Origin of the sequence: Pseudophaeobacter sp. (assembly GCF_048267565.1) — a bacterium.
In the GTDB taxonomy this organism is placed as follows: Bacteria; Pseudomonadota; Alphaproteobacteria; order Rhodobacterales; family Rhodobacteraceae; genus Pseudophaeobacter; species Pseudophaeobacter profundi.
The window spans coordinates 1,086,468-1,110,875 of sequence record NZ_JBLWXG010000001.1; the positions used below are offsets into that span (position 1 = coordinate 1,086,468).

Consider the following 24,408-nt stretch of genomic DNA (forward strand, 5'->3'; position numbering starts at 1 on the left):
CCGCCTTACCTGCGGGGGCAGCAGATATATCGCGCAGCCCTAGCCCAGATAGGGCGCCAGCGTTTCAACCCTGACCGGAGAGGCCAGCCAATGTGGCTGCTGCTCAGGCAGGTCCAACGCTGCGCGCGGATCCCATCGCCCGCCCGGACTTGCCAGGTTTTGCACGCAAAGCCCCAGAGTGATCGCCGCTACCAAGGCTGTGAGCCGCAGGGTGTCTTTGGTCTTACGCATGTATCGCTCCACTCTCGTCATCTTGTCTTGTCGCGCCCCGCGACTGGGGCGCAGGATTTCCCCCCTGTCGCAGGGCACCCTCTGACCTAAACGCAGGTCTGCCCGGCTTCCGTCGCGGGATTTGACTTTTTTTCGCGCCGCAGCGGCATTTTTGACTTGCGGGCGAGGACAGGAATGCATAGGTCGGCGTCACCAAATGTTGCGCGGGCGTAGCTCAGGGGTAGAGCATAACCTTGCCAAGGTTAGGGTCGGGCGTTCGAATCGCCTCGCCCGCTCCATTTGGAAACGAAAAGGCCATCCCATCTTGGGGTGGCCTTTCGCGTTGCAATAAGAGACCCTAGCAAGAGCTTGCGCGGAATCAGCTTTCCGCCTAGGAACAGATCCAGAACGCAAAACAGCAACAGGCAGGCAAGACGACATGCTCACATCCGTGGAACTTTGCGCCGGGGCTGGCGGCCAGGCGCTTGGGCTGGAACGAGCCGGTTTTGATCACACTGCCTTGGTGGAAATAGACAAGCATTGCTGCGCCACCCTGCGCCACAACCGCCCCAACTGGAACGTGCTGGAAGAAGATGTGCGGCTGTTCAAAGAGGACGCCAGTGCCTACAGGGGCATTGATCTATTGGCCGGTGGCCTGCCCTGCCCGCCCTTTTCCGTGGCGGGAAAACAGCTGGGCGAAAAGGACGAACGCAACCTGTTTGATGACGCCATTCATATCGTCGATGCCAGCCGTCCACGCGCGGTGATGATCGAAAATGTGCGCGGCTTTCTGGATGCCGCCTTTCACGACTACCGTGAAAAACTGAAGCGGCAGCTGGCCAAACTGGGCTATGAAACCGACTGGCGACTGCTGAATGCATCGGATTACGGCGTACCACAGCTGCGCCCCCGCGTGGCGATCATCGCGCTGCGGCGCGAATTTGCCGGCGATTTTGCCTGGCCCGAACCGCTGCCCCACAATCCGCGCACCGTAGGGGAAACCCTGCTGGACCTGATGCAGGCGCGCGGCTGGCGCGGGGCCAAAGACTGGGCCGCCCAGGCCGATGAAATTGCCCCCACCATCGTTGGTGGATCCAAAAAACATGGCGGCCCGGATCTGGGCCCGACACGGGCGCGGCGCGCCTGGGCGTCCCTGGGGGTTGAGGGGCGCACCATCGCCGTTGAGGCCCCCGATCCCTTTCACAATGATATGCCACGGCTGACCGTGCGCATGGTCGCCCGCATTCAGGGTTTTCCCGATGCCTGGCATTTCACCGGGGCCAAAACCAATGCCTACCGCCAGGTCGGCAATGCCTTCCCGCCGCCGGTCGCCGAGGCCGTCGCGCTGCAACTGAAAGCCGCCATCGCCAAGCCCAAGCTCCATGCCGTGCGCGCCTGATATCCCGCACAACGCCCCCGAGGGCGGAAACGGCCCAGGATGAAGCAGAAACTGCCCGATAGCCTGATTGTGCCCGGCCATGCGGATTATGATCTGCTGACCGAACTGGCGACAGAAATCACCGCCCGCGCCGGCGGCGTGCTGGTGCTGCAGCAGGACTTTCCCGTTCTGCTGCGCCGCTGCATTGATGATGTGATCATGACGCCCAAAACCGGGCGGCGCGCCTATGAAGAGCTGGAGAAAACCGAAAAGACCTATATCGGCACCCGCGTCGAGATCGAGCTGCGCGCCCTGCTGCGCCTGCCGCGCGGGCGGCTGGATACCCAGATCCTGGGCCGCGATGTCGATATCAAGAACACGATGGGCAGCAATTGGATGATTCCAACCGAAGCGCTGGATCAGCCCTGCCTGTTGGTGGCCGCCGACGAACAGCGCGCCCGCTGCTATCTGGGCCTGATTGTCGCCCGCCCGGCCTATCTGACCCAGGGCAAGAACAAGGATGGCAAGGGGGCGGTTTCGGCCAGCGGCTTTGGCCATATCCTCTGGTTGCTGTGTGATCATGACTATCCGGCGAATTTCTGGCGCTGCCAGAACCCGGACCAGGTGGCAGAAATCTTTTCGGCACAGACCGGCAATGCCCGCATGGCCTGCCTGTTTCGGCTGATCCAGAACACCCCCATCGCCCGTGATGTGGTCGAGGCGGTGGCGCAGCAAAAGGATTTCATGCGCCGGATCCGATCCGACAACGGGCGCGGCACCCGCGACCACCTAGAGCGGGAGGGCATTCTGCTGCTCTCGGGCCACTATGACAGCCAGCTGATCAAGGCGCTGGGGCTGGCAGGTTGCAGCAGTTCCGAGTTCATCTCTTGCCGCCCGCGCACCGAGCAGCAGCACCGGCTGGCGCAGCAGGCAGGGTTTCGCCTGCCCCCGCTGCCGCACAACACCGGGACATAATAAATCTCTGCCCTTGGCGCATTTTTCCTCTTGCGGCTCCGCTCGGCTTTGCCTAAATACCGCTTCACCAAATGCAGCGCGGGCGTAGCTCAGGGGTAGAGCATAACCTTGCCAAGGTTAGGGTCGGGCGTTCGAATCGCCTCGCCCGCTCCATTTGGATCAAACAGGCCGCTTGATGCATCCGCATCGGCGGCCTTTTTTGTGGCGCCTGTTTGTTGGCTGCCCGATTGCTGACTGCCTGGTTGCTGACGGCCTGACATCTGGGGCACCACGCCTCCTTGCTTCCCCCGGATAAAAACTCTTCTCGGCAGCACATTTTACCCTTGCGGCCCCGCCCGGCTTTGCCTAAATACCGCTTCACCAAATGTAGCGCGGGCGTAGCTCAGGGGTAGAGCATAACCTTGCCAAGGTTAGGGTCGGGCGTTCGAATCGCCTCGCCCGCTCCATTTGGATCAAACAGGCCGCTTGATGCATACCGCATCAGCGGCCTTTTTTGTGGCGCTCCCACCGCAGATGAACGGCCCCACCTTGACCACTGCTGCCCAGCCCCCGGCCATTGCCGCCCAGGCGCAGGCAGGCACAGGCACGGATTGGCACAAAGGGTCGCGGAACTTTTGATCAAATTCCTTTGACCTCTGTTTGAAAACAGGCCAATGCTGGCCCAGGCGCGCCGAGTCATCCGCCGCGCGCCCATTGATTATCTGCGCCCCTGTCCGCAAGGCAGGCGCATCACAAGAGGAATTCAGCAATGGCCCCAGTCGTCTATCCGACCACCAATCTCACAGCGACCGAAACCATGTGCCTGGACCGCGGGGAAGGCATCTATGTCTTTGACAGCGAAGGCAATAAATACATCGAAGGCCTGGCTGGGCTTTGGTGTACCTCTCTGGGGTATAGCAACACAGAGGTGATCGAGGCCATCACCGCCCAGCTGAACACCCTGCCCTTTAGCCATTCCTTTGGCGGCAAGACCCATCAGCCTCTGATTGATCTGGCCGACAAGCTGGCCGCCATGGTGCCGGTGGAAGACGCGCATATCTTCTTTGGCAACTCTGGCTCGGATGCCAATGACAGCCACTACAAGATGCTGCGCTATTACTTCAATGCCATCGGCAAACCGGAAAAGCGCAAGATCATCACCCGCGAGCGCGGCTATCACGGCGTTACCGTGGCGGCCGGGTCGCTGACCTCGCTGCCCGCCAATCTGGCGCATTTTGACGCCCCCGTAGAGGCGCTGCACATCCTGCGCACCGATGCGCCCCATTATTACACCGGCCGCAAGGGCAACGAGACCGAAGCGCAGTTTGTTGACCGGATCCTCGACAATCTTGAACAGCAGATCCTGGCCGAAGACCCCGACACCATCGCCGCGATGATCATGGAGCCCATCACCGGTGCCTCGGGCGTGATTGTGCCACCAGAGGGCTACTATGAGAAACTGCAGGCGCTGCTGCGCAAACATGGCATTCTGGTCTGGGCCGATGAGGTCATCACCGGCTTTGGTCGCACCGGCGCCGATTTTGGCTGCACCACCATGGGCATCAAGCCCGACCTGATGACCTTTGCCAAACAGCTCAGCTCGGCCTATTTTCCGATTTCTGCCAGCGTCATCCCCGGCTGGATGTACAAGGAAATGGTGGCGCCCTCAAATGAGGTTGGCGTCTTTGGCCATGGCTATACCTATTCCGGCCACCCCGCTGCCTGCGCTGCCGCCCTGAAAACGCTGGAGATCTACGAGCGCGACAACCTGTTTGGTCACGCCGCCGAGGTTGGCGATTACCTGCAGGCAGAGCTGCGCCGCATCTTTACCGACCACCCGCTGGTGGGAGAGGTGCGCGGCAAGGGGCTGATTGCGGCGCTGGAACTGGTCTCCAACAAAACCACCGGCGCGACAATTGCCGGCGGCAAAGGCGGTGCCGCCGCTGTCAAAGCCTGTCAGGACAACGGCGTGATCCTGCGGGCCGTTGCGGGCAATGCCCTGGCCTTCTGTCCGCCGCTGATCATCACCAAGGCTGAAATCGACGATATGCTGGCACGGGTCAAAATCGCCCTGGATACCAGCTATGACAGCCTCAAGGCCGCTGGCCACCTGGACAACTGATCGTCGGCGCCGCCAGAAAACAGCAATAAAAAACGCCCCGGATCACTCTGGGGCGTTTCTACATTCTGGGGGCGGATCTATCCGCGGTCAAAAGACCTTGTAGGTCATGGTGGTGAGCGAGCGTTCAATATTAGGGATGACCAGCAAGTGATCATTGATATATTTCCCCACATCGGCATCCGTTGGAATATACAGCTTCATCAGCAGGTCATATTCGCCACTGGTAGAATAAAGTTCAGAGTGAATTTCGCGCAGGGCGATATCCTCGGCCACCTTGTAGGTGGAACCGGGTTTGCAACGGATCTGGATGAATACGCAGGTCGACATGGGCGCCCCTTTTGATCTGGTGTGAGCAACTGATTTCCCGCCCAAGCTGGCACGCACAGCCGCCCGGCGCAATGGCCTGCCCGTGGCAAATAGCCCCCAATCCGCAGGCCATCGCAAAGCCCTTGAGCCAGCCCCCCTCTCCACCCTATAAGTGCCAGGCAGACACGAAGGAATGCCCCATGCGCAGCGCCAAGATCAGCCGACAGACCGCCGAAACCGAAATCACGGTCGAGATCACTCTCGATGGCGCGGGTTCATATGACAATCAGACCGGCGTTGGCTTTTTTGACCATATGCTCGACCAGCTGGCCCGTCATTCGCTGATCGACATGACCATCCGCGCCAAAGGCGATTATCACATTGATGATCACCACACCGTCGAAGACACCGGCATTGCCCTCGGGCAGGCGCTGGCAAAGGCGCTTGGCGACAAGAAAGGCATCCGGCGGTATGGCGAATGCCACCTGCCAATGGATGATGCCCAGGTGCGCTGCGCCCTGGATCTGTCGGCGCGCCCTTTTCTGGTATGGAATGTTGACATCCCGACCCAGAAGATCGGCACCTTCGACACCGAGCTGGTGCGCGAGTTTTTCACCGCCTTCGCCACCCACGGCGGCATCACCCTGCACATCGACCAGCTGCATGGCTTTAACAGCCACCACATCGTCGAAGCCGCCTTCAAGGCTGTGGCCCGCGCCCTGCGATTGGCAGTGGAAACGGATCCGCGCAAATCAGATGCCATCCCCTCTACCAAAGGGGCGCTCTAGCCCCGGTTTCAACTCACAACGGCGAATGGCGGCGGCGGGACGATCCCGCCGTCAGATCAGGCGGCGGCCAGCAGTGATCGGTTGCGCCGCAAGATCCATTCCGCCACGACCAGATTCGGCAGCCAGCAGGCCCAGGCCACCAGACTATAGCCCGCTGTTTCACCCAAGGTGACAAACAGCAGCGGCAGATAGAGCCGCAGCGTCACCGCCGCAAATGTCAAAGCGGCAGAACGGATCATCCAGGCCCGGTGTTCTGCAATGCGCCCCTGCCACGCCAGCCAGATGCCACGGCCGGTGCTCCCCAGCCAGGCAATCGCCAACAGGCCAAACCCCAGCCCCGCAACCGGCCCCGCCGTGGTGCCAAATGCCATCTGCAAGCCGCCCAGCCCCGCCAGCAGGATCGCCACGCCATAGATACGGCCGATCCAGCGATGCAGCTGCGGGCGGTGCTGCCGCAGCCCGATCCAGAACTGAAACGGCATCAAGGCCAGCGCCACCGGTGCAAGGCCGATATGGGCATAGAACCCCAGCGGCCGCACCTGCGCGTGATAGGCAACAAAGGGCATTGATTGCTCTACCCCCAGAAACAAGAACCGCCAGGACGCCAGGGCGACCAAGATAGACAAGCCCCAAGAGACGGCGCTGCGCAGACGGATCAGGGAAGGTCGGACAAGCATATTATCTCCAATTTGACAGTGTAAACTTTACATAGTCAAAATCACAGCGACTTGACGCTGTCAAGATGGCTGTTACCCTGGCCAAATGAACAACCAGACAGACAAGAAACCGCACCATCACGGCGATCTCGCGGCCGCGCTCATCCAGAGCGGTATCGAAATCCTGACCGAATCGGGGCTAGACCAGCTGACCCTGCGGCGCTGCGCTGCCCGCGCCGGAGTCTCTCATGCGGCGCCGGCCCATCATTTTGATGGTCTGGCCGGGCTGCGCGCAGCCATCGCCCAGGAAGGCTTTGACCGCTTTCGTCGTCACCTCCTGCACAGTCGCGCCCAGGGCCCCCAGGACCCCGAGGGCCGCATTTTCTCGCTCTGCAGGGGGTATCTGGATTTTGCGGTGGAAAACCCAGCGCTTTTTGCGCTGATCTTCTCTTGTGGGGCGCTGCCGCAGAATCCGGACAACCTGAAAGCAGGTGAGACCACCGCCTATGGTGTTCTGCGCGAGACCTGCGCCCCCTTTGTGCCCAACGGCACTGACCCCCGGATCGTCGAAACCCAGGTCTGGTCGCTGATCCACGGCTTTTCGCATCTGTTTCTGGCAGGCATCTTTGGCCCCGGAAACGGTCGCTCCGATCACCATGCTCTCTTTGCTCCCGTTATGGCCCTGCTCAACCAGATTGGCACCGCCGCGCCAGATCCGAACTGATGCAGCGCCGCGCCAAATCACCCGCCCCATCGCGCCACTCTTGACCTTTGGCACAAATAGAGAGAGGTCAAAGGCCTCTCACCAAGGAACGCCCCCATGCTGACAGCCATCATCGACTATGAATCCGGCAATCTTCATTCCGCCGAAAAAGCCTTTCAACGGATGGCACGGGACATGGATGCCGGAGAGGTCATCGTCACCTCGGATGCCGATGTGGTAGCGCGTGCCGACCGGCTGGTCCTGCCCGGTGACGGTGCCTTCCCGGCCTGCGCCGCAGAACTGCGAGGCCATAAAGGCATCTACGAGGCAATGCTGGAAGCGGTGGAACAAAAGGGCCGCCCCTTCCTGGGAATCTGTGTCGGCATGCAGCTGATGGCCACCACGGGCCATGAATACAGCGAGACCCCCGGCCTCGACTGGGTCGCGGGCGATGTCGTGAAAATCACCCCGGAAGATGCCAGCCTCAAGGTGCCGCATATGGGCTGGAATAATCTGGTGATTGACAATGCCCACCCGGTTTTTGAAGGCATTGCTTCAGGGGATCACGTTTATTTTGTGCATTCCTACCATTTCCGCGCCAGCGCCGATGCCCAGCGGCTGGCCCATGTGGACTACGGCGGCGATGTCACCGCCGTTATTGGCCGCGACACCATGCTGGGCATGCAGTTCCACCCGGAAAAAAGCCAAGCGGTCGGGCTGCGGATGATTGGCAACTTCCTGCGCTGGACCCCCTGAAGGCGCCAAGGCCTGCATCGCAAAGACACCAATGGCAATTGGTCGCTGCGCTGATTTCATCTTACCCTAAATACCTAATTGCACGATGGCCTCCCAAAGCCGCAGCGCTGGCGCTCTTGCCCAACTTCCCCCCCCAAGCTCAGCGCATAACGCAGCGCGATCTCGGCAATGGACAGGGGGCGGCTTTGCGGGCATAGGTAAAGTCCCGCAAATCACAGGTTCAAATTTCGCCCGTGCAGACCCGACTTGAAAAATTCGACTATGTGGATGGCCGCCACCGCTACTGCATTCTCAGGCTCAGCCAGACGCTGTTTGGCGAATGGTGCCTGGAACAGGCCAAGGGCCCGATCGGCGCCCCAGGCGGACAGGAAAGCCGCGCCTATTTCCTGCAACAGCAAGAAGCGCAGCAGGGCTTTGACGCGCAACGCGATGCCCTGCTCAAGCGCGGTTTTGTGCCACTGCCAGTGCAACTGGGGCTGCTTTAGCCCCAACCAGGATCGCACAGGTCACGTCTTCCCCGGATCATGGTTCACCGCCGCGCCGGTTCTGCCGCCTATTTCACCCGTGACCAGGCCTGTTTGGAACAGATCAACCCGCCCGCTACACAGCCGCGCAGCGCCAGGGAATTGCCGTCCAGATCCATCTTGCCCGTATAGATCTTGTCATTTGACGGTCGCCATACTTCTCCGGTGTAGTGGCCATCCCCCTGCGCCACCATATCGATCACCAGGGTCTTGCCGATATTGGGCGATGCATATTCGCCACTATCGGTAAAGGTGCGCGCGATCTTGCCGCAGATCGCCGCGCCACAGCGGGTCATTTCAATATGCGCATAGGCGCCATCATCCGGCTGGGTCTTCCAGGTGCCCAAAACCGGATCCGCCAGGGCCGCTCCGGCACTGGTCAGCGTAGCCAGGGCCAGGCTGGTCAGTGCAGTTGCCATAAACCGTTTCATCGCGTCTCTCCCATTTTTGTCTGCCTCTGCGGTCGTATAGGTCCGGGTGCAGCGCAAAACCGCCCCCTTTGGCCCCCACAGTGGCGCAGAGACGGCTTTTCAGGCAAGCCTGACTTTAGGTCGCGTTGCATTTCACAGCCAGCCCGTGCAAAACAGCGCCCAACAGGCGTGGCCAGCCCTGGCGGCGCCCCAGATCACAAAGGCTGCGCATATGATCCTCTATCCCGCAATCGATCTCAAAGATGGCCAGGCCGTGCGCCTGCTGCATGGCGACATGGACAAGACCACCGTCTTCAACGACAACCCCGCCGCCCAGGCGCTGGAATTCGTCAACGCGGGCTGCGACTGGCTGCACCTGGTTGATCTGAACGGCGCCTTTGCCGGAGAACCGGTCAATGCCGCCCCGGTCGAGGAAATTCTGAAACAATGCAATGTACCGGCCCAGCTGGGCGGCGGCATTCGCGACATGAAAACCATTGAACGTTGGATCGACAAGGGCCTGGCGCGGGTGATTCTTGGCACTGTCGCAGTGGAAAACCCCGATCTGGTGCGCCAGGCTGCGCGCGAATTCCCCGGCAAGGTCGCCGTCGGCATTGACGCGCGCAATGGCCGCGTCGCCACCAAGGGCTGGGCAACGGAAACCGATGTCATGGTCACCGATCTGGCCCGCAGCTTTGAAGACGCAGGCGTCGCCGCCATCATCTACACCGACATCATGCGCGACGGCGCAATGAAAGGCCCCAATGTGGCGGCCACCGCCGATCTGGCCAATGCGGTTTCGATCCCGGTGATCGCGTCCGGCGGGGTGTCATCCCTGCAGGACCTGAAGGATCTGAAAAGCTGTGGCGCGCCGCTGAACGGGGCCATCTCTGGCCGGGCGCTATATGATGGCGCCATCGATCTGGTCGCAGCCCTTGACGTCCTAAGGGATTGATCCACATGGGACAGGTCAGGGCAACAGCGCTGCCGTCATCCAGCCTGCTGTTCCAGCAGCCCGCGGGCATTCAGCCAGGCGATTTTGTCGATTGCTACGCCTCTTCCACCGACCGCCCCCTGGAAGAGGCCGCCGAACGTGCCTTCAAATTTCCTGCCTGGGTTTCCGCCCTGATGCGCCTGCGCAATCTGTTGGTTACCCCCTTTGGCCTGAATACCGAGATCACCAGCCCCGAAAAAATCGGGTTTTTCCCGCTTGTCAACCGGTCGGACAATGAACTGATCCTGGGGCTGGACGACAAGCACCTGGATTTTCGCATCTCGGTTCTCAAACAGGAAGGCCAGATCTATTTTGCCACCTGGGTGCGAACCAAAAACCGCTTTGGCCGCCTCTATCTGCGCCTGATCATGCCCTTTCATGTGCTCATCGTCCGCAATGCGGTGAAACGGGTCTGAACCGACCAGGCGGCCCTCCCCTGGCCTGCGCCGCGATCTGCTTGCACTGGCCTTTTTCCGCGGGGCGTGGCATTGACCACAAGACCAGCAAAAGGAAGCAATGACGTGCTGAAAACCCGCATCATTCCCTGCCTGGATGTGGCCGACGGCCGCGTCGTCAAAGGCGTCAATTTCATCGGCCTGCGCGATGCGGGCGACCCGGTGGAATCGGCCAAGGCCTATGACGCCGCCGGTGCCGATGAAATCACCTTTCTCGACATCCATGCCACCCATGAAAACCGCGGCACCATGTTTGACGTGGTGCGCCGCACTGCCGAACAATGCTTTGTGCCACTGACCGTTGGCGGCGGCGTGCGTACACGCGAAGACGTGCGTGCTTTGCTGCTGGCAGGTGCCGACAAGGTCTCTTTCAACTCTGCCGCCGTGGCCCGCCCCGACGTGATTGCCGAGGCCGCCGAACAATTTGGCAGCCAGTGCATCGTCTGCGCCATAGACGCCAAGACCGTCAGTCCCGGAAAATGGGAAATCTTCACCCATGGCGGACGTCGCGCAACCGGCATTGATGCGGTCGATTTTGCCCGCACCGTGGTGGCCAAGGGCGCAGGGGAAATCCTGCTGACCTCAATGGATCGCGATGGCACGAAATCCGGTTTCAATCTGCCGCTGACCCGCGCAATTTCCGATGCGGTCAATGTGCCGGTGATTGCCTCTGGCGGCGTCGGCACTCTCGATCACCTGGTCGAAGGCGTCACCAAGGGCGGTGCCAGCGCTGTGCTGGCCGCGTCAATCTTTCACTTTGGCGAATTTTCCATCCAGCAGGCGAAACAACACATGGCCGCCGCCGGTATCCCCATGAGGCTGACATGAGCATCCTGCACGATCTAGAAACCACCATCCAGGCGCGAAAATCCGCAGACCCCGACAGCAGCTGGACGGCCAAGCTGCTCGCCAAGGGACCGGAAAAATGCGCCGAAAAATTTGGCGAAGAGGCCATCGAGGCCCTGATCGAGGCCGTCAAGGGCGACACCGACAAACTGGCCAGCGAAGGTGCGGATGTGCTCTACCACTTCCTGGTGATGCTGGCCGCGCGGAATGTCACCCTGGATACGGTCCTGGAGGAGCTGGCCAAACGCCAGAACATCAGCGGCCTGGCCGAAAAAGCTGCCCGCCCCCAGACCTAAGGCCCGCCATTTCCAGCCCCCTCGCAGCCATAGGGCTGGGTCAAGGGCCGCCCCTGGGCGGTCGCGCCCTGGCGCGGTTCACCCTTGAGGCAGCAGCTTTCACAAACTCGGACCGGCGCTCTGAGGGGCAGATCGGCCCCTCAGACGCTTCTCAGCCGCTTTTTCCTGCCTTGCCGGGCCGCAGGCCCGGCTGGGCCCAACGGGAGGCTGGCATCCGTGATGCCAGCCCGACGGGCCGGAGCCACCGCCGCGGCTGGATGTTACAGTTTTGAGGAAATGATCCCGGTGGCAAAGCCACCCATGCGCAGTTCGCCAAAGAGGCGCTGATATTCGATCTTGGGACAGCGGTTTTGCACCACATCGACGCCACGTGCCTCAGCCATGGCAGCGGCAGCGGCATGCTCTACCCCGATCTGCATCCAGATGCACTTCAACGCCGGAAAATGCTCAAGCGCTTCTTCGACAATGGGCGGCACCGCCTCAGAGCGGCGAAAGATATCAACCATATCCACCGGATCCACAATCGCCGAAAGGCTGGGCTGCACCAGTTCACCAAACAGACGCTTGCCAGCATGGGCAGGATTGACCGGGATCACCCGATATCCTTTCAGGCCAAGATAGCGCGCCACATAATAGCTGGGGCGCACCGGGTTCATCGATACCCCAACCACCGCAATGGTGTGGCTGCGCTGCAGAATCGCTTTCAAATGGCTGTCGGTATATTCTGTCATCCCACAGACCTAGCGTACCCGTAGCGCAGCGCCTAGGCCCGGGACCGACGCGCAAGACAAAAAAACGCCCGGATCGCAGAGATCCAGGCGCAAGGTATGGAACGAGGGACATTAAAAAGATCTACGGAGGTTCCACCCCGCAGTCCCAATAGATGTAGTATGGCAACAGTAAAAAAAAAGATGTCGTCGGATCTTTTTTAGTTTTGGCTCAAATCCGCCTTAGTCGCGCAGCACCATCGGCCAATTCGCCTGTGCCGCCACCAACAGCTGCGGGGCCGCCTCCAGCCAGATGTCGCGCACCGACGGATTGTTCAACAGATAAAGCCGCCCATTGCGCATCAAGGACATATGCGGATCGCCTATCGCCAGGTGGCCCTGCGACATGGCATAGGCGCAATAGCCACCAAAAACAGGCGCATAGGCCCTTGGGTTGGCCTCAAACCTGGCCTGATTCTGCGATGTCGCAAAGCGCCATACAACGCCTTTCCACATCAGGGCAAAGTCCTGCAGCCCGGCGATGGTGCCTCTTTCCTCGACCAGGGCCACAACATCATACCCCCCGAGTGCAAGACCATCGCGGCTAGAAAAAATCGGCGAATCCGCCCGCAACGGGAGCGGAGCAGTCAGTACAAAAACGACCAGGGCCGCAAATATCTGGCGAAACACCAAGAGAGCCTCCAAAGGCAGAACGTGGAACGGCTTGAACCTGCCTCAGAACCGTGGCTTTGCAAAGCCCGGTTACACAGATGTGATCACGCGCTAGGTCCGACGGCAGATGGGCCATGCGCCTGGATCCGCCAGGCGTTCAGTCGAAAATATCTTCCACAAGATCCACCGCCTCGGAGAGCAGTTTTTCAAACAGGCCCTTGCGCTTTTTGACCGGCTTTCCCCTGCGCGGCACGGGCTGCGCATATTTGGCCTGCTGGACTTTCTTCTTGGTGCTTTTCTTTGCCTTGCTTTTCTTCTGCGGCTTGCTTCGACCGGGGGGGAGGCCAGCGCCTGCCGCTGGTGCCGAAACAGCGGGCAATCTTGTCGCGCTTGGCAGGCTGGCGCCTTTGCCGGGGGTCAGGGGGCGCGCTTTCTGGGCGGCCAGAGGCGCGCCGCAGGTGCTGCAGATCAGCGCAGACATCCCGGATCGCTGCGCGGCGGCAACCGGCAAAAAGGCCGACTGCACGCCGCAATAACAACAGCTTAATATCTTGCCGCCATGGCTACCGCATTGTGACATTGTCTGGCCGTCCCTTCCCCTAAATGCTGGCGGCTTCTCAGGACCGCTCTAGGGATGCATATAGGGCAATTGCCGCCGCATTTGAGACGTTGAGCGAGCCAAATCCGCCCGCTGCGTCGATTTTGACCAGATGATCTACGGTTTCCTTGGTCTTTTGCCGCAGGCCGGGACCTTCCGCCCCCAGAACCAAGGCAACCGGCAGATCCTTGCGCCCTTCCAGGCAGCTCTCGATCGTCTGCTCTGCCTCGCCGTCCAGACCCAGTACCACATAGCCCATGTTCTGCAGCTCTGTGATGGTATCGGCAAGGTTGCGCATCCGCAGATAGGGCTGGCGCTCCAACGCGCCAGATGCGGTTTTGGCCAGCGCGCCGGTTTCCGGGGCTGAATGGTGCCGGGTGCCAATCACCGCACTGGCGCCAAAGACCTCGGCGGAACGCAGGATGGCGCCGACATTATGCGGGTCGGTCACCCGGTCGAGCAAAATCACCCGCGGCAGTTCGGCACCGATGCAGTTTTCCGACAGCGAGCCCCAGTTCAGCGGCTTCACCTCCAGTGCAGCCCCCTGATGCACCGAGTTCGGATCCAGCGGTGCGTTGAATTTGCGCGGCTCAACCAGTTCCGGCTCGATCCCCGACTCGGCGATGGCCTCTTCCAGCTTGTTCTGGGCATTCAAGGTCACGATCAGACGCAGTTTTTCCCGCTTTGGGTTCAGCAAGGCATCGCGCACCGCGTGCAACCCAAAGAGCCAGACAGTCTCTTCTCCGCCGGCCTTCTTGTTCTGCTCCTTTTCAATCACCCACTGGGGCTTTTTGGTGGGTTTCTTGGACATAGATCTCTCCGGCAAAAGGAATTTCAGGTCAGGGCAAAAAAACTTGTGATTTTCGGTTGACGCCCCTCGGTGGCGCTAGTAATCACGCCTTCACGTTAGGTGCAACACTCACCTGACAGTGGGCGACAGGCCGCAAGGTGTGGCAGGGGACTGTAACTCCCTCGCGGAGACGCACGCCTGGTTCGATTCCAGGGTCGCCCACCATTTCCTCCCGAACTGTGGATGGAAATGGCGAGACATTCAACGAAGATGATCTGAAAAATGATCCCACTGATCTGGGCGGCAGAAAATCGCGTTCCGTCGACCTGCCCCGATCTGCGTTCTCTGACTCTCATCCATCTTGGACGCCTGCCCGACCAGTAGGTCAGACAGGCCAATAGCCTAGGCAGTCCACATCAGCAGGAAAACCAAGTCACCAGGAAAAAACAGAAAACAGGCCCGGTGAGCGCCCTGCCCCGATCATGCCGCGTCTTTTGCCAGTGCGGCCTCAACCCAGGCCACCAGCCCGTCCAGATCGGCAGCACCCTGCACTGCCATACCATCCGAGAAGGCCTTGAAGGCCTCTACATTCATCCGGTTCACCCCCGACACCACCACCAGCCCCTGCGACAGAGCTTCGGCGATCACCGGGCGCATACCGCGGCCATCGGCTTCGTGCTTGCCAAATTTATTGACGATCAGAACCTCTGGGCGGGGCTCTGCGTGCAGGCTGCTGGTCACCTGCCCCACCGCCTGTTCCAGCGCCTCTGGGTTCAGACGGCACCCACGAGCACCAGCGCCCAGGGATTGCGAAATGCGAATGGTCTCGCCGTCGGGCAACACCCGCACATCCATGTCGCACAGGGTGTCATCGCTACATTCGGTATTGGTTTGCACAATGCCCGCCAGCGCAATGCCTTTGGCGTCCAGCGCCTCGGCCAGGCTGCTCAGCAGCCGGTCGGTGCCGCCACGGGTTTCGGTCATGACATAGGCCAGATGCATCAAAAGCCCTCTCATCAGTGATTTGGAAGTATGCCTCAAGTGCTACCCGCAATTCCCCCCCGATACCAGAGGCGGAATTGCCGCGCCGCCCGGCACGAATGCGGCGGCGGCGCGGGTATGCTGGCAGCCGGAGGCTAGAGCCCCAGCGCCTTTTTGCGCTCTTCGGCAAAGCCCTGAACAATCCGGTCGGCAATCAGCGCCAGGATCGCCATGGCCGCCCCGGCAGAAATGCCCAGCCCGACATCCGCCTGCCCCAGCGCCAGATAGATCGACTGGCCCAGGCCGGTGGTGCCGATCAGCGCCGCAATCACCAGCATGGCAAAGGCATAGAGAATGGTTTGATTCAGCCCCAGCAGGATCGTGGGCGCCGCATAGGGCGCACGCACATCGCGCATCATCTGCCAGCGCGTCGCACCGGATGCCGTCGCAGCCTCGATCATCTCATCTGGGGTGGCGATAAGCCCCTGCCGTGTGTAACGGATCATCGGCACGATGGCATAGGCGATGATCGCCAGAAAGGCCGAGAACTCGCCAATCTGAAACACCATCAGCACCGGGATAAGAAAGACAAACAGCGGGATGGTCTGCAGCATGTCGCAGATTGGTCGCACCAGCCGCCAGACCATGGGGGAAACGGCGCAAAGCACGCCGATACCGCCACCCAGCACCGCACAGGCAAAGACCGCAGCCCCCGACAGGTAGAGCGAGAGCAAGGCGCGGTCCCACAGGCCCGAAACCAGGATGGTCGACAGCAGCACCACCGAGAGCAGCGCCAGACGATAGCCCCCTGCCACCCAGGACAGCGCGCCAACACCGATCAACACAAAGGGCCAGGGCAGTTGGGACACGCCGGTCTCCAGAATGCCCGCAGCGATCAAGACCACCAACCCCAGGGTAGGCTGCCCACGCAGCGCCAGCCCCAAGGCCACAACTGCCGCCACCGCATAAAAGCCAAGGCTCATCCCCGAGGTCCACTGAAACCCCCAGGTGAAGGGCAGGATCGCCTGATCCAGGCCAATGCGCAGCGGCAACAGCACATAGAACATCACGCCATTCTTGAAGTTGGTCAGCAATTCTGCATTGGCACGGGTGAAATCGGTCAGCCAACTGTCCAGCCCATTCGCCAGCGGATCCAGCAGCCGATAGCTGTCCGGGTGGCCAAGCGAGCGCCAGAAGACCAGGCTAACAACCAGCCCCAGCAGCAGGATCGCCAGCGAAATACGCCCATCCCAAAGCCGACGACGTTCCTGCGCCAGGGTGGCACTCATCCGGTCGATCAGGATGGCAAAGATCACAATGACCGACCCTGCCAACATGGCCGGGCCAAACTGCGCCTTGCGCATGGTCAGCAGCACTTCCCAGCCGATGTCATTGAACCCGCCAATGACGGCCGCGATGATCACCATCGACAGGGCCGCCATCAGACATTGGTTGACCCCCACCATGATCTGCACCTTGGCCGCCGGGATCTCTACCTGGAACAACTGCTGCATCCGGGTGCCCCCGGACATTACCGCTGCTTCCTTCACTTCTGGCTCAACCCGTTGCAGCCCAAGCAGAACATTGCGCGCCATAGGCGGTGCCGCATAGATCGCCGAGGCAATGAGCCCAACAACAGGGCCAAAGCCAAAGAGCACCAGCAAAGGCGTTAGATAGGCAAAGGTCGGCACCGTCTGCATCACATCCAGCAGCGCCTGTACCGGCGCGCGAAAGCGCGGGAATTCATTGGCAAAGATGCCAATCATTGCCCCCGCCAGCAGCGCCAGCGGCACCGAAACCGCAACCAGCGCCAGGGTGTTCATCCCCTGCTGCCAATAGCCGGACGCCAGCACCAGCCCCAGCCCGATCGCCGCCATGGCCGCCATCTTGACTCCGCCCAACCGCCAGCCAAGCGCCACGGTGGCGGCAATCAGCAAGGGCCAGGGCAGCACAGCCAGAACGGTATTCGCCGCCGTCATCGGATAGGCCATCAGGGTCGAAAACACCCGCGCGGCAGGTTTGAGGTAGTCGAGCCCGCCTTTGACCGCGCCGCCGACAGCATCACTGGTCGGCAGCACCCAGTCGTTTGGATAGCTGCTCAGCCAGGGCCAAAGCCCCTCGAACAGCAGACAGAACGCCCCGACGACACCCGCGATCAGCGCCGCCAGGGCACCTTTGCCAAGCCCGCGGGCCGCAAGCGCATTAGACATGATCTGTTTCCACCTGCAGGGCAGCTGCCAGGTCAGCCGGATTGATAACCCCAACCAATGTGCCATCGCTGTCGCGCACCGGCACAGGATCATAGAGATCCATACAGCGCGCCAGCGCCGCATCCAGCGTCATGTCGCGGCGCAGCCCCGGATCATCGACACCATAGCTGTTGCCGTCCGGGCTTTGCATGACAGAGGCCACATTGGCATGACGCCCCTTGGCGACATCCTTGGAAAACTCACGCACGTAGTCGTCCACCGGATTCAGCACGATATCGGCGGGCGTGCCGATCTGCACGATCTTGCCATCGCGCATGATGGCAATACGATCTGCCAGTTTCAGCGCCTCGTTGATATCATGGGTGATAAAGACGATGGTGGTCTTCAGCTTGGCCTGGATATCAAGAAATTCATCCTGCAACTGGCGGCGGATCAGCGGATCCAGCGCCGAAAAGGGTTCATCGAGAAACCAGACCGAACAATCGGTTACCAAGGATCGGGCGATGCCAACCCGCTGACGCTGCCCGCCCGACAATTCCCGCGGATAGCGATCTTCGCGCCCTGCCAGCCCCACCAGTTCGATGACCTCCTGCGCCTTGGCCCGCCGCGCCTTGCGCTTGATGCCCTGCACCCGCAGCGGATAGGCCACATTGTCGGCCACCGTCATATGGGGAAACAGACCAAAATGCTGAAACACCATGCCCAGCGTCTTGCGCCGCAGCGCGATCAGCCGTGCCTTGCTGGCCGAGACGATGTCTTCGCCCTCGATGCGGATTTCCCCACCCGAGGCCGGCAGCAACTGCGAGATGCAGCGGATCAGGGTCGACTTCCCGGAACCGGACAGGCCCATGATCACGAAAAGCTCGCCTTCCTTGACATCGAAATTGGCGTCCTGCACCGCAGGAACCAGCCCCTTGGCACGCAGCGCCTGCGACACCGCATCGGCGCTTTTATGTTGTGACAGCGCCTGTTTCAGGGCGCTGTCAGCATTGTCGCCAAAGACCTGCCAGAGATTCCGGCAGGAAATGGCGGGGGTTTCAGACCCGGTCACGGCAGTTGCCTCGCTCACTTGGTCGCGGCGTCGACGATGGGGCGCCAGCTGTCTTCATTGGCAGCCATCCAGGCCGCAACAACCTCTGTGACCTCGCCGCCATCGACATCAATCGCGCCCATCATGGGTTGCTGATCTTCCACTGCAAGGGTGTAGTTCGACAGGATTTCAAAGGCCGCAGGCCATGTTTCAGCCGTGCCGGACCAGGCGGCCTTGAAGATGCGAGACGGTGCAAAATCACAGTCATTCACCGCATCCGGGTTTGGCCCCCAGGCCGGGTCGGTAAAGCAGGCCTCTTCGCCCACCGGCAGGTCGACAAATTTCACATCATAGGCAGACATCGCCCAATGCGGCTGCCAAAAGGTAATCAGCAGCGGCGATTTGCGCTCGGTCGAGGCGCGCAGCTCGGCAATCAAAGCCCCCTCGGATCCCGCAGGCACCGCCTTGAACGGCAGCGCCAGGCCGGTCATGCGATCAGCACCAGGGGTGCCCCAATCGGCAGGGTAATCCACCAGACGACCCGCTGGCAGAGTTTCCGCCGAAGCAAACAGCGGCGCGCAGTCTTTCAGCGCCTCCCAGGCAGGCAGACCGGGGCAGAGTTCCGCCACATGGGCCGGATAGGCAATGCCTTCCTTGGCCGCCAGCTCCAGATCGCCCAGTTCGACGATGGTGCCCTCGGTGATTTTTTCGGCATATTGGTCCGACACATTGGAAGACCAGATTTCCATTGTGGCGTGGATTTCACCATCGGCGATGGCCTGGAACTGGTTCATCATGCCCGCAGTGACATATTCCACCTGATAGCCCGCCGCCTTAAGCATTTCACCCGCAATATGGGTCGAAACATGTTGGCCGGTCCATTCATTGATTGCCAGTTTGATCGGCTTGTCGACCGCGCCCAATTCAGCCGCCTGCCCCATGCCAGCGGCCAATGATGCCGCGCTCAAAACACATGCAAATGTCGTCGTTTTCATTGTTGATTTCCCTGTTTTTGCCCGCCAATCGCTAGGATAGGCCGGGCGCAGTTTGATGGAACCCAGCGGTTCACACGCCCCAAGGATTTCGTTGACACCACCACGGTGCCGCGTGACCTCGGGGGGCGGCCCTCGGCATTGCACCAAGTGTGACCGGGCCTGCCACAAGTGTTTGAACGGTTTGCGACGCTTTGTCGAGGTTTTACGGCGGACTTCGCAGGTTTTTTTGATTGTTCATTCAATTTCTTGAACGAAGGAACAATCCAACCCTGCCCATTCGCCGGGCAAGCCGCCTTAGCACCACCGCGCCAAGGCAAGCGCCGACTCGATTCTTGGCCTGCTGCAGCCAACCTATGGGCCAATCCCCCTCGCCACAACAGGACAGCGACAAGGGGGGAAGGGCGTTGCCCCAGGCGCGACGCTACAGGTCTTGCGCGAGCCGCAGCATGCCTGCGGTGATCTTGCTCAGCTGGGCGGGCGTCGTGATGAAGGGGGGCATGGTGTAGATATTCTTGCCAAAGGGGCGCAGAAAGACCCCCATTTCAGGTGCCAGCGCATGGGCGGCATCCGCCGAAACAGGCTGCTGCATTTCGATCACGCCAATCGCCCCCAGCACCCGCACATCGCGGACCTTGGACAATGCACGGGCGGGTGCCAGCTCTTGCTGTAGCTGATCAGAAATCGCCGCGACCCGACCGCGCCAGTCCTGCCCTGTCAGCACATTCAGCGCCGCCAGGGCCGCCGCGCAGGCCAGGGGGTTGGCCATATAGGTTGGCCCATGCATAAAGATACCCGGATTGCCGCCCCCAATGCCCAGCGCCACCCGGTCATTGGTCAGGGTGCAGGCGAAAGAGATATGGCCACCGGTCAACCCCTTGCCCAGACAGATGATATCCGGCTCCACCGCGCAGAAATCAGTCGCGAACAGTTCTCCGGTGCGGGCAAATCCGGTGGCGATCTCGTCAAAGATCAGCAAGATCCCCAGCTCATCACAAAGCGCGCGCGCCTGGTTCAGATATTCAGGATGATAGAAATACATACCGCCGGTGCCCTGCACCACGGGTTCCAGAATAAAGCCGGCGATTTTCTCCGCCCCGGCCTCTAGCAGCGCCCGCAGCGCGCCGATACCATTCAGCGCCTGATCCTCGATCCAGTCTTCGCCCAGCCGGATGGGCGGTCGCGGGGTGAAATGCTGCACGCTCAGCGCCCCCTGAAACAGGTGGTGCATACCGGTGTCCGGGTCGCAAACGCTCATCGCTTTCCAGGTGTCGCCGTGATAGCCGGACCGCACGGTGGCGAACTGGCTGCGCCCGGCGAAACCCATGGCGTGCTGGTATTGCACCGCCATCTTCATCGCCACCTCTACCGAGACAGAGCCGCTGTCGCAGTAAAAGATCCGCGTCAGGCTGGCCGGGGTGATTGCCAACATTTTACGCCCCAGATCAATCGCCGGATCATGGGTCAGCCCGCCAAACATCACATGCGGCAGCCGATCCAGCTGATCATGAATAGCCCCGGTGATCGCCGGGTGGCGGTGACCATGCATCATGCACCACCAGGACGACATGGCATCGATCAGCCGGGTGCCATCCTCCAGCGTCAGATAGACACCTTCGCTTTCTTTCACCACAAAGGTCGGGCCGGGTTTGGCCACATTGGTATAGGGATGCCAGAGGTGCTGCTGGTCGAATTCCAGCTGCGTAAGATCAGTTCCCCCCATCACGGAACCTCCCGGATCAGATCAAGCTTGATATGGGTCGCAAAGGCCCTGGCCAGAGCGTCAGACCCGGCCGCACGACCCGGCCGGGCGGCAGCCTCCCCCAATCCGGGGATCATCGGCAGCCGCCCCAGATGCACCACCTTACCAAACAGGCAGATACTATCCTCGACCTCCCGTTCGGGCGCACCGATGAAGACCACCCCCAGAACCCGGCAACCCGCCGCCCGCAGCGCCTGCAGCGACAAGAGCGTATGGTTGATGGTGCCCAATTGGGTGCGCGCGCACAGGATCACCGGCGCCCCCCAGCGCGCAAAGAGATCCAGATAGAGCATCCGGCGATTGAGCGGCACCATCACCCCGCCAGCACCTTCGACCACCAATGGCCCATCGCAGGCAGGCAGGGAGAGCTGCGCCGGGTCGATTTCCACCCCTTCGGCCTCGGCCGCAAGATGCGGCGAGGCTGGCAAGTGCAGGCGATACCCCTCTGTCAGGACCTCTTGCCCGGACAGGCGGGCGACGACCTCACTGTCGGTTGCCTCTTCCAGCCCCGCCTGCACCGGTTTCCAGTAGCGCGCCCCCAGCGCCTGCACCAGACCGGCGGAAAACACCGTCTTGCCAATGCCGGTATCGGTGCCGGTCACCACCAGGGCACTCATGCGCTGCGCACCTGGTCTAGCGCCGGATCTGGGGCCGGGTCAGCCTTGGATGCACCAGCGGGCGACAAATCTTGCAACACGGGCGCCAGCCGTTCGAACAGATCGGTGATCACCGGCTTGCTCAGACTTCCGGTCAGTGAAATCCGCAACCGCGCCGTGCCCGCAGGCACCGTGGGCGGGCGAATGCCGCGGATGTCAAACCCCTGATCCTGAAGACCTTTGGCCACCTGCATACAAAGTTCATCCTGCCCCAGAATCACCGGCAGGATCTGACTTTCAAACCCCACCAGCCCGCAAAGCCGCGCCGCCTCGGCCTGGGCGTGTTCGATACGTTCCCAGGCCCGGTCGCGCCGCGCCGGGTTCCCTGCCAGATCCACCAGCGCCGCCCGCACCAGCGCCGCATTCAGCGGTGAAGGCGCGGTGGCAAAGATGAAGCCGCGTCCGCGGTTGATCAGAAATTCGATCAACACCTGCGCACCACAGATCAAAGCCCCCGATACCCCCAGCGCCTTGCCGCAGGTATGCAGGGTCAACACCCGGGGCAAATGGGCGATGTCATGTGCCAGCCCGCGCCCCAGATCGCCAAACAGCCCGGTGGCATGGGCCTCGTCCACCACCAGCATCGCCGCCTCAGCCTCAGCCAGCTTGGCAAAGGCCGCAAGGGGGGCCCGCGTGCCCTCCATCGAATAGACCGCCTCGATGGCGATCCAGATCTGACCACTGCCGCCACCCGCGCGCCATTTGGCAATATGACGGCTGGCATCCGCCACATCGTTATGGGCAAATTTGCAGATTTCAGCCCGCCCCAGACGCATGCCGTCATGGGTGCTGGCATGGATCAGCGCATCATAGAGCACCAGATCGCCACGCTGCGGCAGGGTCGAGAAAATCGCCTGATTGGCGTTAAAGCCCCCGCCCATGAACAGCGCCGCCTCACTGCCAAAAAAGGCAGCGGCCTCGGCCTCCAGCAGGCAATGTTCGCTGTCATTGCCCCGCAACAGACGCGACCCGCCTGCCCCAACCGATACCCCCCTATCCAGGGCGGCATGGGCGGCGGCCTTCAGCGTCGCAGACTGCGCCAGGCCGATATAGTCATTAGAGGAAAAATCATGCCCCGCCCGTGGCATCAGCTGACGATAGCGGCCGCGCTGGCGCAAATTCTGCAGGTCTGCCGCATGACCGGGAAACAGCGGCGGCGTCTCTGCGGTCATGCCAGCGGTCATATCGGCGCTCATCGCTGGCTTCCATCGCAGCCCACGCCCATGGCGGTGATGCCAAGGCGGTCGAACAGGATCTGATCCTTGTCCTCTTCGGGATTGTCCGCCGTCAACAGCGTGTCGCCGACAAAGATCGAATTGGCCCCGGCGAAGAAGCACATCGCCTGCAGCTCATCCGACATATCGGTGCGCCCAGCCGAAAGCCGCACATGGGATTTCGGCATCAGGATCCGCGCCAGCGCGATGGTGCGGACAAATTCAATCGGGTCCAGCTTGGGCACATCCGCCAGCGGCGTATCCGGCATGGGGATCAGCATGTTGACCGGCACCGAATCCGGGTGCTCCTGCAGGGTGGCCAGCGCCAGCAGCATGTCGATGCGGTCCATCTGCTGTTCACCCATGCCAACAATGCCACCGGCGCAGACCTTCATCCCCGCCTCGCGCACCCGGTTCAGGGTGTCGATCCGGTCGGCAAAGGTGCGGGTGGTGATGATTTCGGAATAGTAGCGTTCCGAGGTGTCGATATTGTGGTTGTAATAATCCAGCCCGGCGTCGCGCAGGCGAAAGACCTGGCTGTCATCCAGCATGCCCAGGGTCATGCAGGTTTCCATCCCCAGATCCTTGACGCCTTCGATCATCGCCTCAAGTGCGGCCATGTCGCGATCCTTGGGCGAGCGCCAGGCCGCCCCCATGCAGTAGCGCGTCGCGCCCCCTGCCTTGGCCTTCCTGGCCTCGGCGATCACCCGCTCCACCTCGATCAGCTTGCTGGCCGAAAGCTTGGCACCGTTGCGGGCCGACTGCGAGCAATAGGCGCAATCTTCGGCGCAGCCACCGGTCTTGATGCTCAGCAGTTTGGATTTCTGCACCTGATTGGGATCATAGTGCAGACGGTGCACCGACTGGGCCTCATACAACAGATCCATGAAGGGTTTGTTGTAGATTTCTTCCGCCTCTGCGCGGGTCCAGTTGGTTCGAATTGGGGCGGCGTCCAGCATGGGCTCTCCTGAAGATCGGGTGTTGCGGTCTTGGGCCAGATGGCTTTCGTTTTTATAGATAATTATACAGCCAGCACAAAGGATTTATGCCGCAACGCGGAATTAATCCGCAGAATACCCATCAAGATATTGAATTATAATATTATATTTTATCTATCAAAATACCAGTTGACGGCAACCCGTCGCCTCCCCTAGGTCTTAACCCACGCAGGGGAGTCCCACCAAGGGGACTGAGAGGCTGACAGGACAGAGCAATCTGCCCGGTGACGCGACCCTTAGAACCTGACCCAGTTGACACTGGCGTAGGAAGCTAGGACGCGCCGCGACAGGGACTGTACCCCCTTTGGCTGTGCGCCCGAACCGGGAGGGCCGTACACCCTCTCCGAGCCTCCCAGCCAAGCCTCATCTGGTGACTTTTTTGAGTATTGGCTCGAGGAGC

The 24,408-nt window shown here is 61.1% G+C and carries 27 protein-coding genes and 4 tRNA genes; 15 read left to right on the forward strand and 16 right to left on the reverse strand.

The window, feature by feature from the left end; all coding sequences use genetic code 11:
- Positions 1-39: 39 nt before the first annotated feature.
- Positions 40-231, reverse strand: a complete 192-nt coding sequence (locus ACN0VH_RS05065) for a hypothetical protein (RefSeq protein ID WP_278921054.1) — start codon at positions 229-231, stop codon at positions 40-42.
- Positions 232-434: 203 nt separating this feature from the next.
- Between ACN0VH_RS05065 and ACN0VH_RS05070 the strand changes: the two genes are divergently transcribed.
- The 6 genes from ACN0VH_RS05070 (at position 435) to ACN0VH_RS05095 (ending at position 4,664) form a co-directional block, all read left to right on the forward strand.
- Positions 435-509 (forward strand) — tRNA-Gly (locus tag ACN0VH_RS05070).
- 140 nt (positions 510-649) lie between these two features.
- Complete coding sequence (locus tag ACN0VH_RS05075; RefSeq protein WP_278921055.1) at positions 650-1,609, forward strand: DNA cytosine methyltransferase; 960 nt, start codon at positions 650-652, stop codon at positions 1,607-1,609.
- Between the two features lie 39 nt (positions 1,610-1,648).
- Positions 1,649-2,563: a NaeI family type II restriction endonuclease gene (locus tag ACN0VH_RS05080; protein WP_278921056.1), complete on the forward strand. Its 915-nt coding sequence runs from the start codon at positions 1,649-1,651 to the stop codon at positions 2,561-2,563.
- A 78-nt stretch (positions 2,564-2,641) separates the two neighbouring features.
- A tRNA-Gly gene (locus ACN0VH_RS05085) sits at positions 2,642-2,716 on the forward strand.
- 218 nt (positions 2,717-2,934) lie between these two features.
- Positions 2,935-3,009: transfer RNA gene (locus ACN0VH_RS05090), tRNA-Gly, on the forward strand.
- Positions 3,010-3,311: 302 nt separating this feature from the next.
- On the forward strand, positions 3,312-4,664 hold the full coding sequence (locus tag ACN0VH_RS05095; RefSeq protein WP_278921058.1) for an aminotransferase: 1,353 nt from the start codon (positions 3,312-3,314) through the stop codon (positions 4,662-4,664).
- An 87-nt stretch (positions 4,665-4,751) separates the two neighbouring features.
- Here ACN0VH_RS05095 and ACN0VH_RS05100 read toward each other — a convergent pair whose 3' ends face one another.
- Positions 4,752-4,991: an Lrp/AsnC ligand binding domain-containing protein gene (locus tag ACN0VH_RS05100; RefSeq protein WP_232400394.1), complete on the reverse strand. Its 240-nt coding sequence runs from the start codon at positions 4,989-4,991 to the stop codon at positions 4,752-4,754.
- A gap of 179 nt (positions 4,992-5,170) precedes the next feature.
- Here ACN0VH_RS05100 and hisB point away from each other — a divergent pair, with 179 nt between their 5' ends.
- A complete protein-coding gene (gene hisB, locus ACN0VH_RS05105) occupies positions 5,171-5,758 on the forward strand; it encodes an imidazoleglycerol-phosphate dehydratase HisB (RefSeq protein ID WP_278921059.1) in 588 nt (195 codons plus the stop codon).
- 56 nt (positions 5,759-5,814) lie between these two features.
- On the opposite strand, the gene ACN0VH_RS05110 is transcribed toward hisB, so the two are convergent.
- On the reverse strand, positions 5,815-6,435 hold the full coding sequence (locus tag ACN0VH_RS05110) for a DUF2306 domain-containing protein (protein ID WP_417699742.1): 621 nt from the start codon (positions 6,433-6,435) through the stop codon (positions 5,815-5,817).
- An 85-nt stretch (positions 6,436-6,520) separates the two neighbouring features.
- Between ACN0VH_RS05110 and ACN0VH_RS05115 the strand changes: the two genes are divergently transcribed.
- The 3 genes from ACN0VH_RS05115 (at position 6,521) to ACN0VH_RS05125 (ending at position 8,358) form a co-directional block, all read left to right on the forward strand.
- Positions 6,521-7,138: a TetR/AcrR family transcriptional regulator gene (locus ACN0VH_RS05115; protein WP_417699744.1), complete on the forward strand. Its 618-nt coding sequence runs from the start codon at positions 6,521-6,523 to the stop codon at positions 7,136-7,138.
- A 96-nt stretch (positions 7,139-7,234) separates the two neighbouring features.
- Entirely contained in the window at positions 7,235-7,873 is a 639-nt protein-coding gene (gene hisH, locus ACN0VH_RS05120) for an imidazole glycerol phosphate synthase subunit HisH (RefSeq protein WP_417699746.1), read from the forward strand.
- Between the two features lie 233 nt (positions 7,874-8,106).
- Positions 8,107-8,358, forward strand: a complete 252-nt coding sequence (locus tag ACN0VH_RS05125) for a WGR domain-containing protein (protein ID WP_417699747.1) — start codon at positions 8,107-8,109, stop codon at positions 8,356-8,358.
- 68 nt (positions 8,359-8,426) lie between these two features.
- Here the strand turns inward: ACN0VH_RS05125 and ACN0VH_RS05130 are convergent, their stop codons facing one another.
- Positions 8,427-8,828, reverse strand: a complete 402-nt coding sequence (locus ACN0VH_RS05130) for a DUF2147 domain-containing protein (protein ID WP_278921064.1) — start codon at positions 8,826-8,828, stop codon at positions 8,427-8,429.
- A 211-nt stretch (positions 8,829-9,039) separates the two neighbouring features.
- On the opposite strand from ACN0VH_RS05130, the gene hisA reads away from it, so the two are divergent.
- From hisA to ACN0VH_RS05150, 4 genes are all read left to right on the forward strand, one after another.
- Complete coding sequence (gene hisA / locus ACN0VH_RS05135; RefSeq protein ID WP_278921065.1) at positions 9,040-9,762, forward strand: 1-(5-phosphoribosyl)-5-[(5-phosphoribosylamino)methylideneamino]imidazole-4-carboxamide isomerase; 723 nt, start codon at positions 9,040-9,042, stop codon at positions 9,760-9,762.
- A 5-nt stretch (positions 9,763-9,767) separates the two neighbouring features.
- Positions 9,768-10,217 carry a DUF2867 domain-containing protein gene (locus tag ACN0VH_RS05140; protein ID WP_417699749.1) on the forward strand — a complete coding sequence of 150 codons (450 nt, stop codon included), beginning with the start codon at positions 9,768-9,770 and terminating at the stop codon, positions 10,215-10,217.
- A 105-nt stretch (positions 10,218-10,322) separates the two neighbouring features.
- Positions 10,323-11,084, forward strand: coding sequence for an imidazole glycerol phosphate synthase subunit HisF (gene hisF / locus ACN0VH_RS05145; RefSeq protein WP_417699751.1), 762 nt, complete (start codon positions 10,323-10,325; stop codon positions 11,082-11,084).
- A complete protein-coding gene (locus tag ACN0VH_RS05150; RefSeq protein ID WP_278921068.1) occupies positions 11,081-11,398 on the forward strand; it encodes a phosphoribosyl-ATP diphosphatase in 318 nt (105 codons plus the stop codon). Before hisF ends, ACN0VH_RS05150 begins: the two co-directional genes overlap by 4 nt.
- A 260-nt stretch (positions 11,399-11,658) precedes the next feature.
- Here the strand turns inward: ACN0VH_RS05150 and ACN0VH_RS05155 are convergent, their stop codons facing one another.
- From ACN0VH_RS05155 to rlmB, 4 genes are all read right to left on the reverse strand, one after another.
- The gene (locus tag ACN0VH_RS05155; RefSeq protein WP_278921069.1) at positions 11,659-12,129 is read right to left on the reverse strand and encodes a CoA-binding protein; all 471 of its coding nucleotides are present in this window, start codon (positions 12,127-12,129) and stop codon (positions 11,659-11,661) included.
- Between the two features lie 219 nt (positions 12,130-12,348).
- Positions 12,349-12,795, reverse strand: a complete 447-nt coding sequence (locus ACN0VH_RS05160; protein WP_278921070.1) for a YHS domain-containing (seleno)protein — start codon at positions 12,793-12,795, stop codon at positions 12,349-12,351.
- A 139-nt stretch (positions 12,796-12,934) separates the two neighbouring features.
- Entirely contained in the window at positions 12,935-13,258 is a 324-nt protein-coding gene (locus ACN0VH_RS05165) for a hypothetical protein (RefSeq protein WP_417699753.1), read from the reverse strand.
- A gap of 136 nt (positions 13,259-13,394) precedes the next feature.
- Positions 13,395-14,186 carry a 23S rRNA (guanosine(2251)-2'-O)-methyltransferase RlmB gene (gene rlmB, locus ACN0VH_RS05170; protein WP_278921072.1) on the reverse strand — a complete coding sequence of 264 codons (792 nt, stop codon included), beginning with the start codon at positions 14,184-14,186 and terminating at the stop codon, positions 13,395-13,397.
- A 120-nt stretch (positions 14,187-14,306) separates the two neighbouring features.
- Between rlmB and ACN0VH_RS05175 the strand changes: the two genes are divergently transcribed.
- Positions 14,307-14,390 (forward strand) — tRNA-Tyr (locus ACN0VH_RS05175).
- A 255-nt stretch (positions 14,391-14,645) separates the two neighbouring features.
- On the opposite strand, the gene ACN0VH_RS05180 is transcribed toward ACN0VH_RS05175, so the two are convergent.
- From ACN0VH_RS05180 to bioB, 8 genes are all read right to left on the reverse strand, one after another.
- Positions 14,646-15,167 (reverse strand): DUF2478 domain-containing protein, encoded by a 522-nt coding sequence (locus ACN0VH_RS05180; RefSeq protein ID WP_278921073.1) that lies wholly within the window; start codon positions 15,165-15,167, stop codon positions 14,646-14,648.
- A gap of 134 nt (positions 15,168-15,301) precedes the next feature.
- Complete coding sequence (locus tag ACN0VH_RS05185; RefSeq protein ID WP_278921074.1) at positions 15,302-17,356, reverse strand: ABC transporter permease; 2,055 nt, start codon at positions 17,354-17,356, stop codon at positions 15,302-15,304.
- On the reverse strand, positions 17,349-18,407 hold the full coding sequence (locus tag ACN0VH_RS05190) for a quaternary amine ABC transporter ATP-binding protein (RefSeq protein WP_417699756.1): 1,059 nt from the start codon (positions 18,405-18,407) through the stop codon (positions 17,349-17,351). Before ACN0VH_RS05190 ends, ACN0VH_RS05185 begins: the two co-directional genes overlap by 8 nt.
- Positions 18,408-18,421: 14 nt before the next feature.
- A complete protein-coding gene (locus tag ACN0VH_RS05195) occupies positions 18,422-19,381 on the reverse strand; it encodes an ABC transporter substrate-binding protein (RefSeq protein WP_417699757.1) in 960 nt (319 codons plus the stop codon).
- Positions 19,382-19,802: 421 nt separating this feature from the next.
- Positions 19,803-21,101, reverse strand: a complete 1,299-nt coding sequence (bioA, locus tag ACN0VH_RS05200) for an adenosylmethionine--8-amino-7-oxononanoate transaminase (protein WP_417699759.1) — start codon at positions 21,099-21,101, stop codon at positions 19,803-19,805.
- The gene (gene bioD / locus ACN0VH_RS05205; protein WP_417699761.1) at positions 21,101-21,757 is read right to left on the reverse strand and encodes a dethiobiotin synthase; all 657 of its coding nucleotides are present in this window, start codon (positions 21,755-21,757) and stop codon (positions 21,101-21,103) included. The genes bioA and bioD overlap by 1 nt, the downstream gene beginning before the upstream one ends.
- The gene (locus tag ACN0VH_RS05210; RefSeq protein ID WP_417699763.1) at positions 21,754-22,992 is read right to left on the reverse strand and encodes an 8-amino-7-oxononanoate synthase; all 1,239 of its coding nucleotides are present in this window, start codon (positions 22,990-22,992) and stop codon (positions 21,754-21,756) included. The genes bioD and ACN0VH_RS05210 overlap by 4 nt, the downstream gene beginning before the upstream one ends.
- Entirely contained in the window at positions 22,989-23,969 is a 981-nt protein-coding gene (bioB, locus tag ACN0VH_RS05215) for a biotin synthase BioB (RefSeq protein ID WP_417699764.1), read from the reverse strand. The genes ACN0VH_RS05210 and bioB overlap by 4 nt, the downstream gene beginning before the upstream one ends.
- Between the last annotated feature and the right edge of the window lie 439 nt (positions 23,970-24,408).

Bases quoted from the DNA above. Each gene is read 5' to 3' on its own strand.
- ACN0VH_RS05165 (WP_417699753.1), bottom strand. From the start codon at position 13,258: ATGTCTGCGCTGATCTGCAGCACCTGCGGCGCGCCTCTGGCCGCCCAG.
- ACN0VH_RS05080 (WP_278921056.1), top strand. From the start codon at position 1,649: ATGAAGCAGAAACTGCCCGATAGCCTGATTGTGCCCGGCCATGCGGAT.
- ACN0VH_RS05075 (WP_278921055.1), top strand. From the start codon at position 650: ATGCTCACATCCGTGGAACTTTGCGCCGGGGCTGGCGGCCAGGCGCTT.
- ACN0VH_RS05140 (WP_417699749.1), top strand. From the start codon at position 9,768: ATGGGACAGGTCAGGGCAACAGCGCTGCCGTCATCCAGCCTGCTGTTC.
- ACN0VH_RS05155 (WP_278921069.1), bottom strand. From the start codon at position 12,129: ATGACAGAATATACCGACAGCCATTTGAAAGCGATTCTGCAGCGCAGC.
- ACN0VH_RS05100 (WP_232400394.1), bottom strand. From the start codon at position 4,991: ATGTCGACCTGCGTATTCATCCAGATCCGTTGCAAACCCGGTTCCACC.
- hisH (WP_417699746.1), top strand. From the start codon at position 7,235: ATGCTGACAGCCATCATCGACTATGAATCCGGCAATCTTCATTCCGCC.
- ACN0VH_RS05180 (WP_278921073.1), bottom strand. From the start codon at position 15,167: ATGCATCTGGCCTATGTCATGACCGAAACCCGTGGCGGCACCGACCGG.
- bioB (WP_417699764.1), bottom strand. From the start codon at position 23,969: ATGCTGGACGCCGCCCCAATTCGAACCAACTGGACCCGCGCAGAGGCG.
- bioA (WP_417699759.1), bottom strand. From the start codon at position 21,101: ATGGGGGGAACTGATCTTACGCAGCTGGAATTCGACCAGCAGCACCTC.
- ACN0VH_RS05150 (WP_278921068.1), top strand. From the start codon at position 11,081: ATGAGCATCCTGCACGATCTAGAAACCACCATCCAGGCGCGAAAATCC.
- ACN0VH_RS05095 (WP_278921058.1), top strand. From the start codon at position 3,312: ATGGCCCCAGTCGTCTATCCGACCACCAATCTCACAGCGACCGAAACC.
- bioD (WP_417699761.1), bottom strand. From the start codon at position 21,757: ATGAGTGCCCTGGTGGTGACCGGCACCGATACCGGCATTGGCAAGACG.
- hisB (WP_278921059.1), top strand. From the start codon at position 5,171: ATGCGCAGCGCCAAGATCAGCCGACAGACCGCCGAAACCGAAATCACG.
- ACN0VH_RS05210 (WP_417699763.1), bottom strand. From the start codon at position 22,992: ATGAGCGCCGATATGACCGCTGGCATGACCGCAGAGACGCCGCCGCTG.
- ACN0VH_RS05110 (WP_417699742.1), bottom strand. From the start codon at position 6,435: ATGCTTGTCCGACCTTCCCTGATCCGTCTGCGCAGCGCCGTCTCTTGG.
- ACN0VH_RS05185 (WP_278921074.1), bottom strand. From the start codon at position 17,356: ATGTCTAATGCGCTTGCGGCCCGCGGGCTTGGCAAAGGTGCCCTGGCG.
- hisA (WP_278921065.1), top strand. From the start codon at position 9,040: ATGATCCTCTATCCCGCAATCGATCTCAAAGATGGCCAGGCCGTGCGC.
- ACN0VH_RS05195 (WP_417699757.1), bottom strand. From the start codon at position 19,381: ATGAAAACGACGACATTTGCATGTGTTTTGAGCGCGGCATCATTGGCC.
- ACN0VH_RS05065 (WP_278921054.1), bottom strand. From the start codon at position 231: ATGCGTAAGACCAAAGACACCCTGCGGCTCACAGCCTTGGTAGCGGCG.
- rlmB (WP_278921072.1), bottom strand. From the start codon at position 14,186: ATGTCCAAGAAACCCACCAAAAAGCCCCAGTGGGTGATTGAAAAGGAG.
- ACN0VH_RS05115 (WP_417699744.1), top strand. From the start codon at position 6,521: ATGAACAACCAGACAGACAAGAAACCGCACCATCACGGCGATCTCGCG.
- ACN0VH_RS05130 (WP_278921064.1), bottom strand. From the start codon at position 8,828: ATGAAACGGTTTATGGCAACTGCACTGACCAGCCTGGCCCTGGCTACG.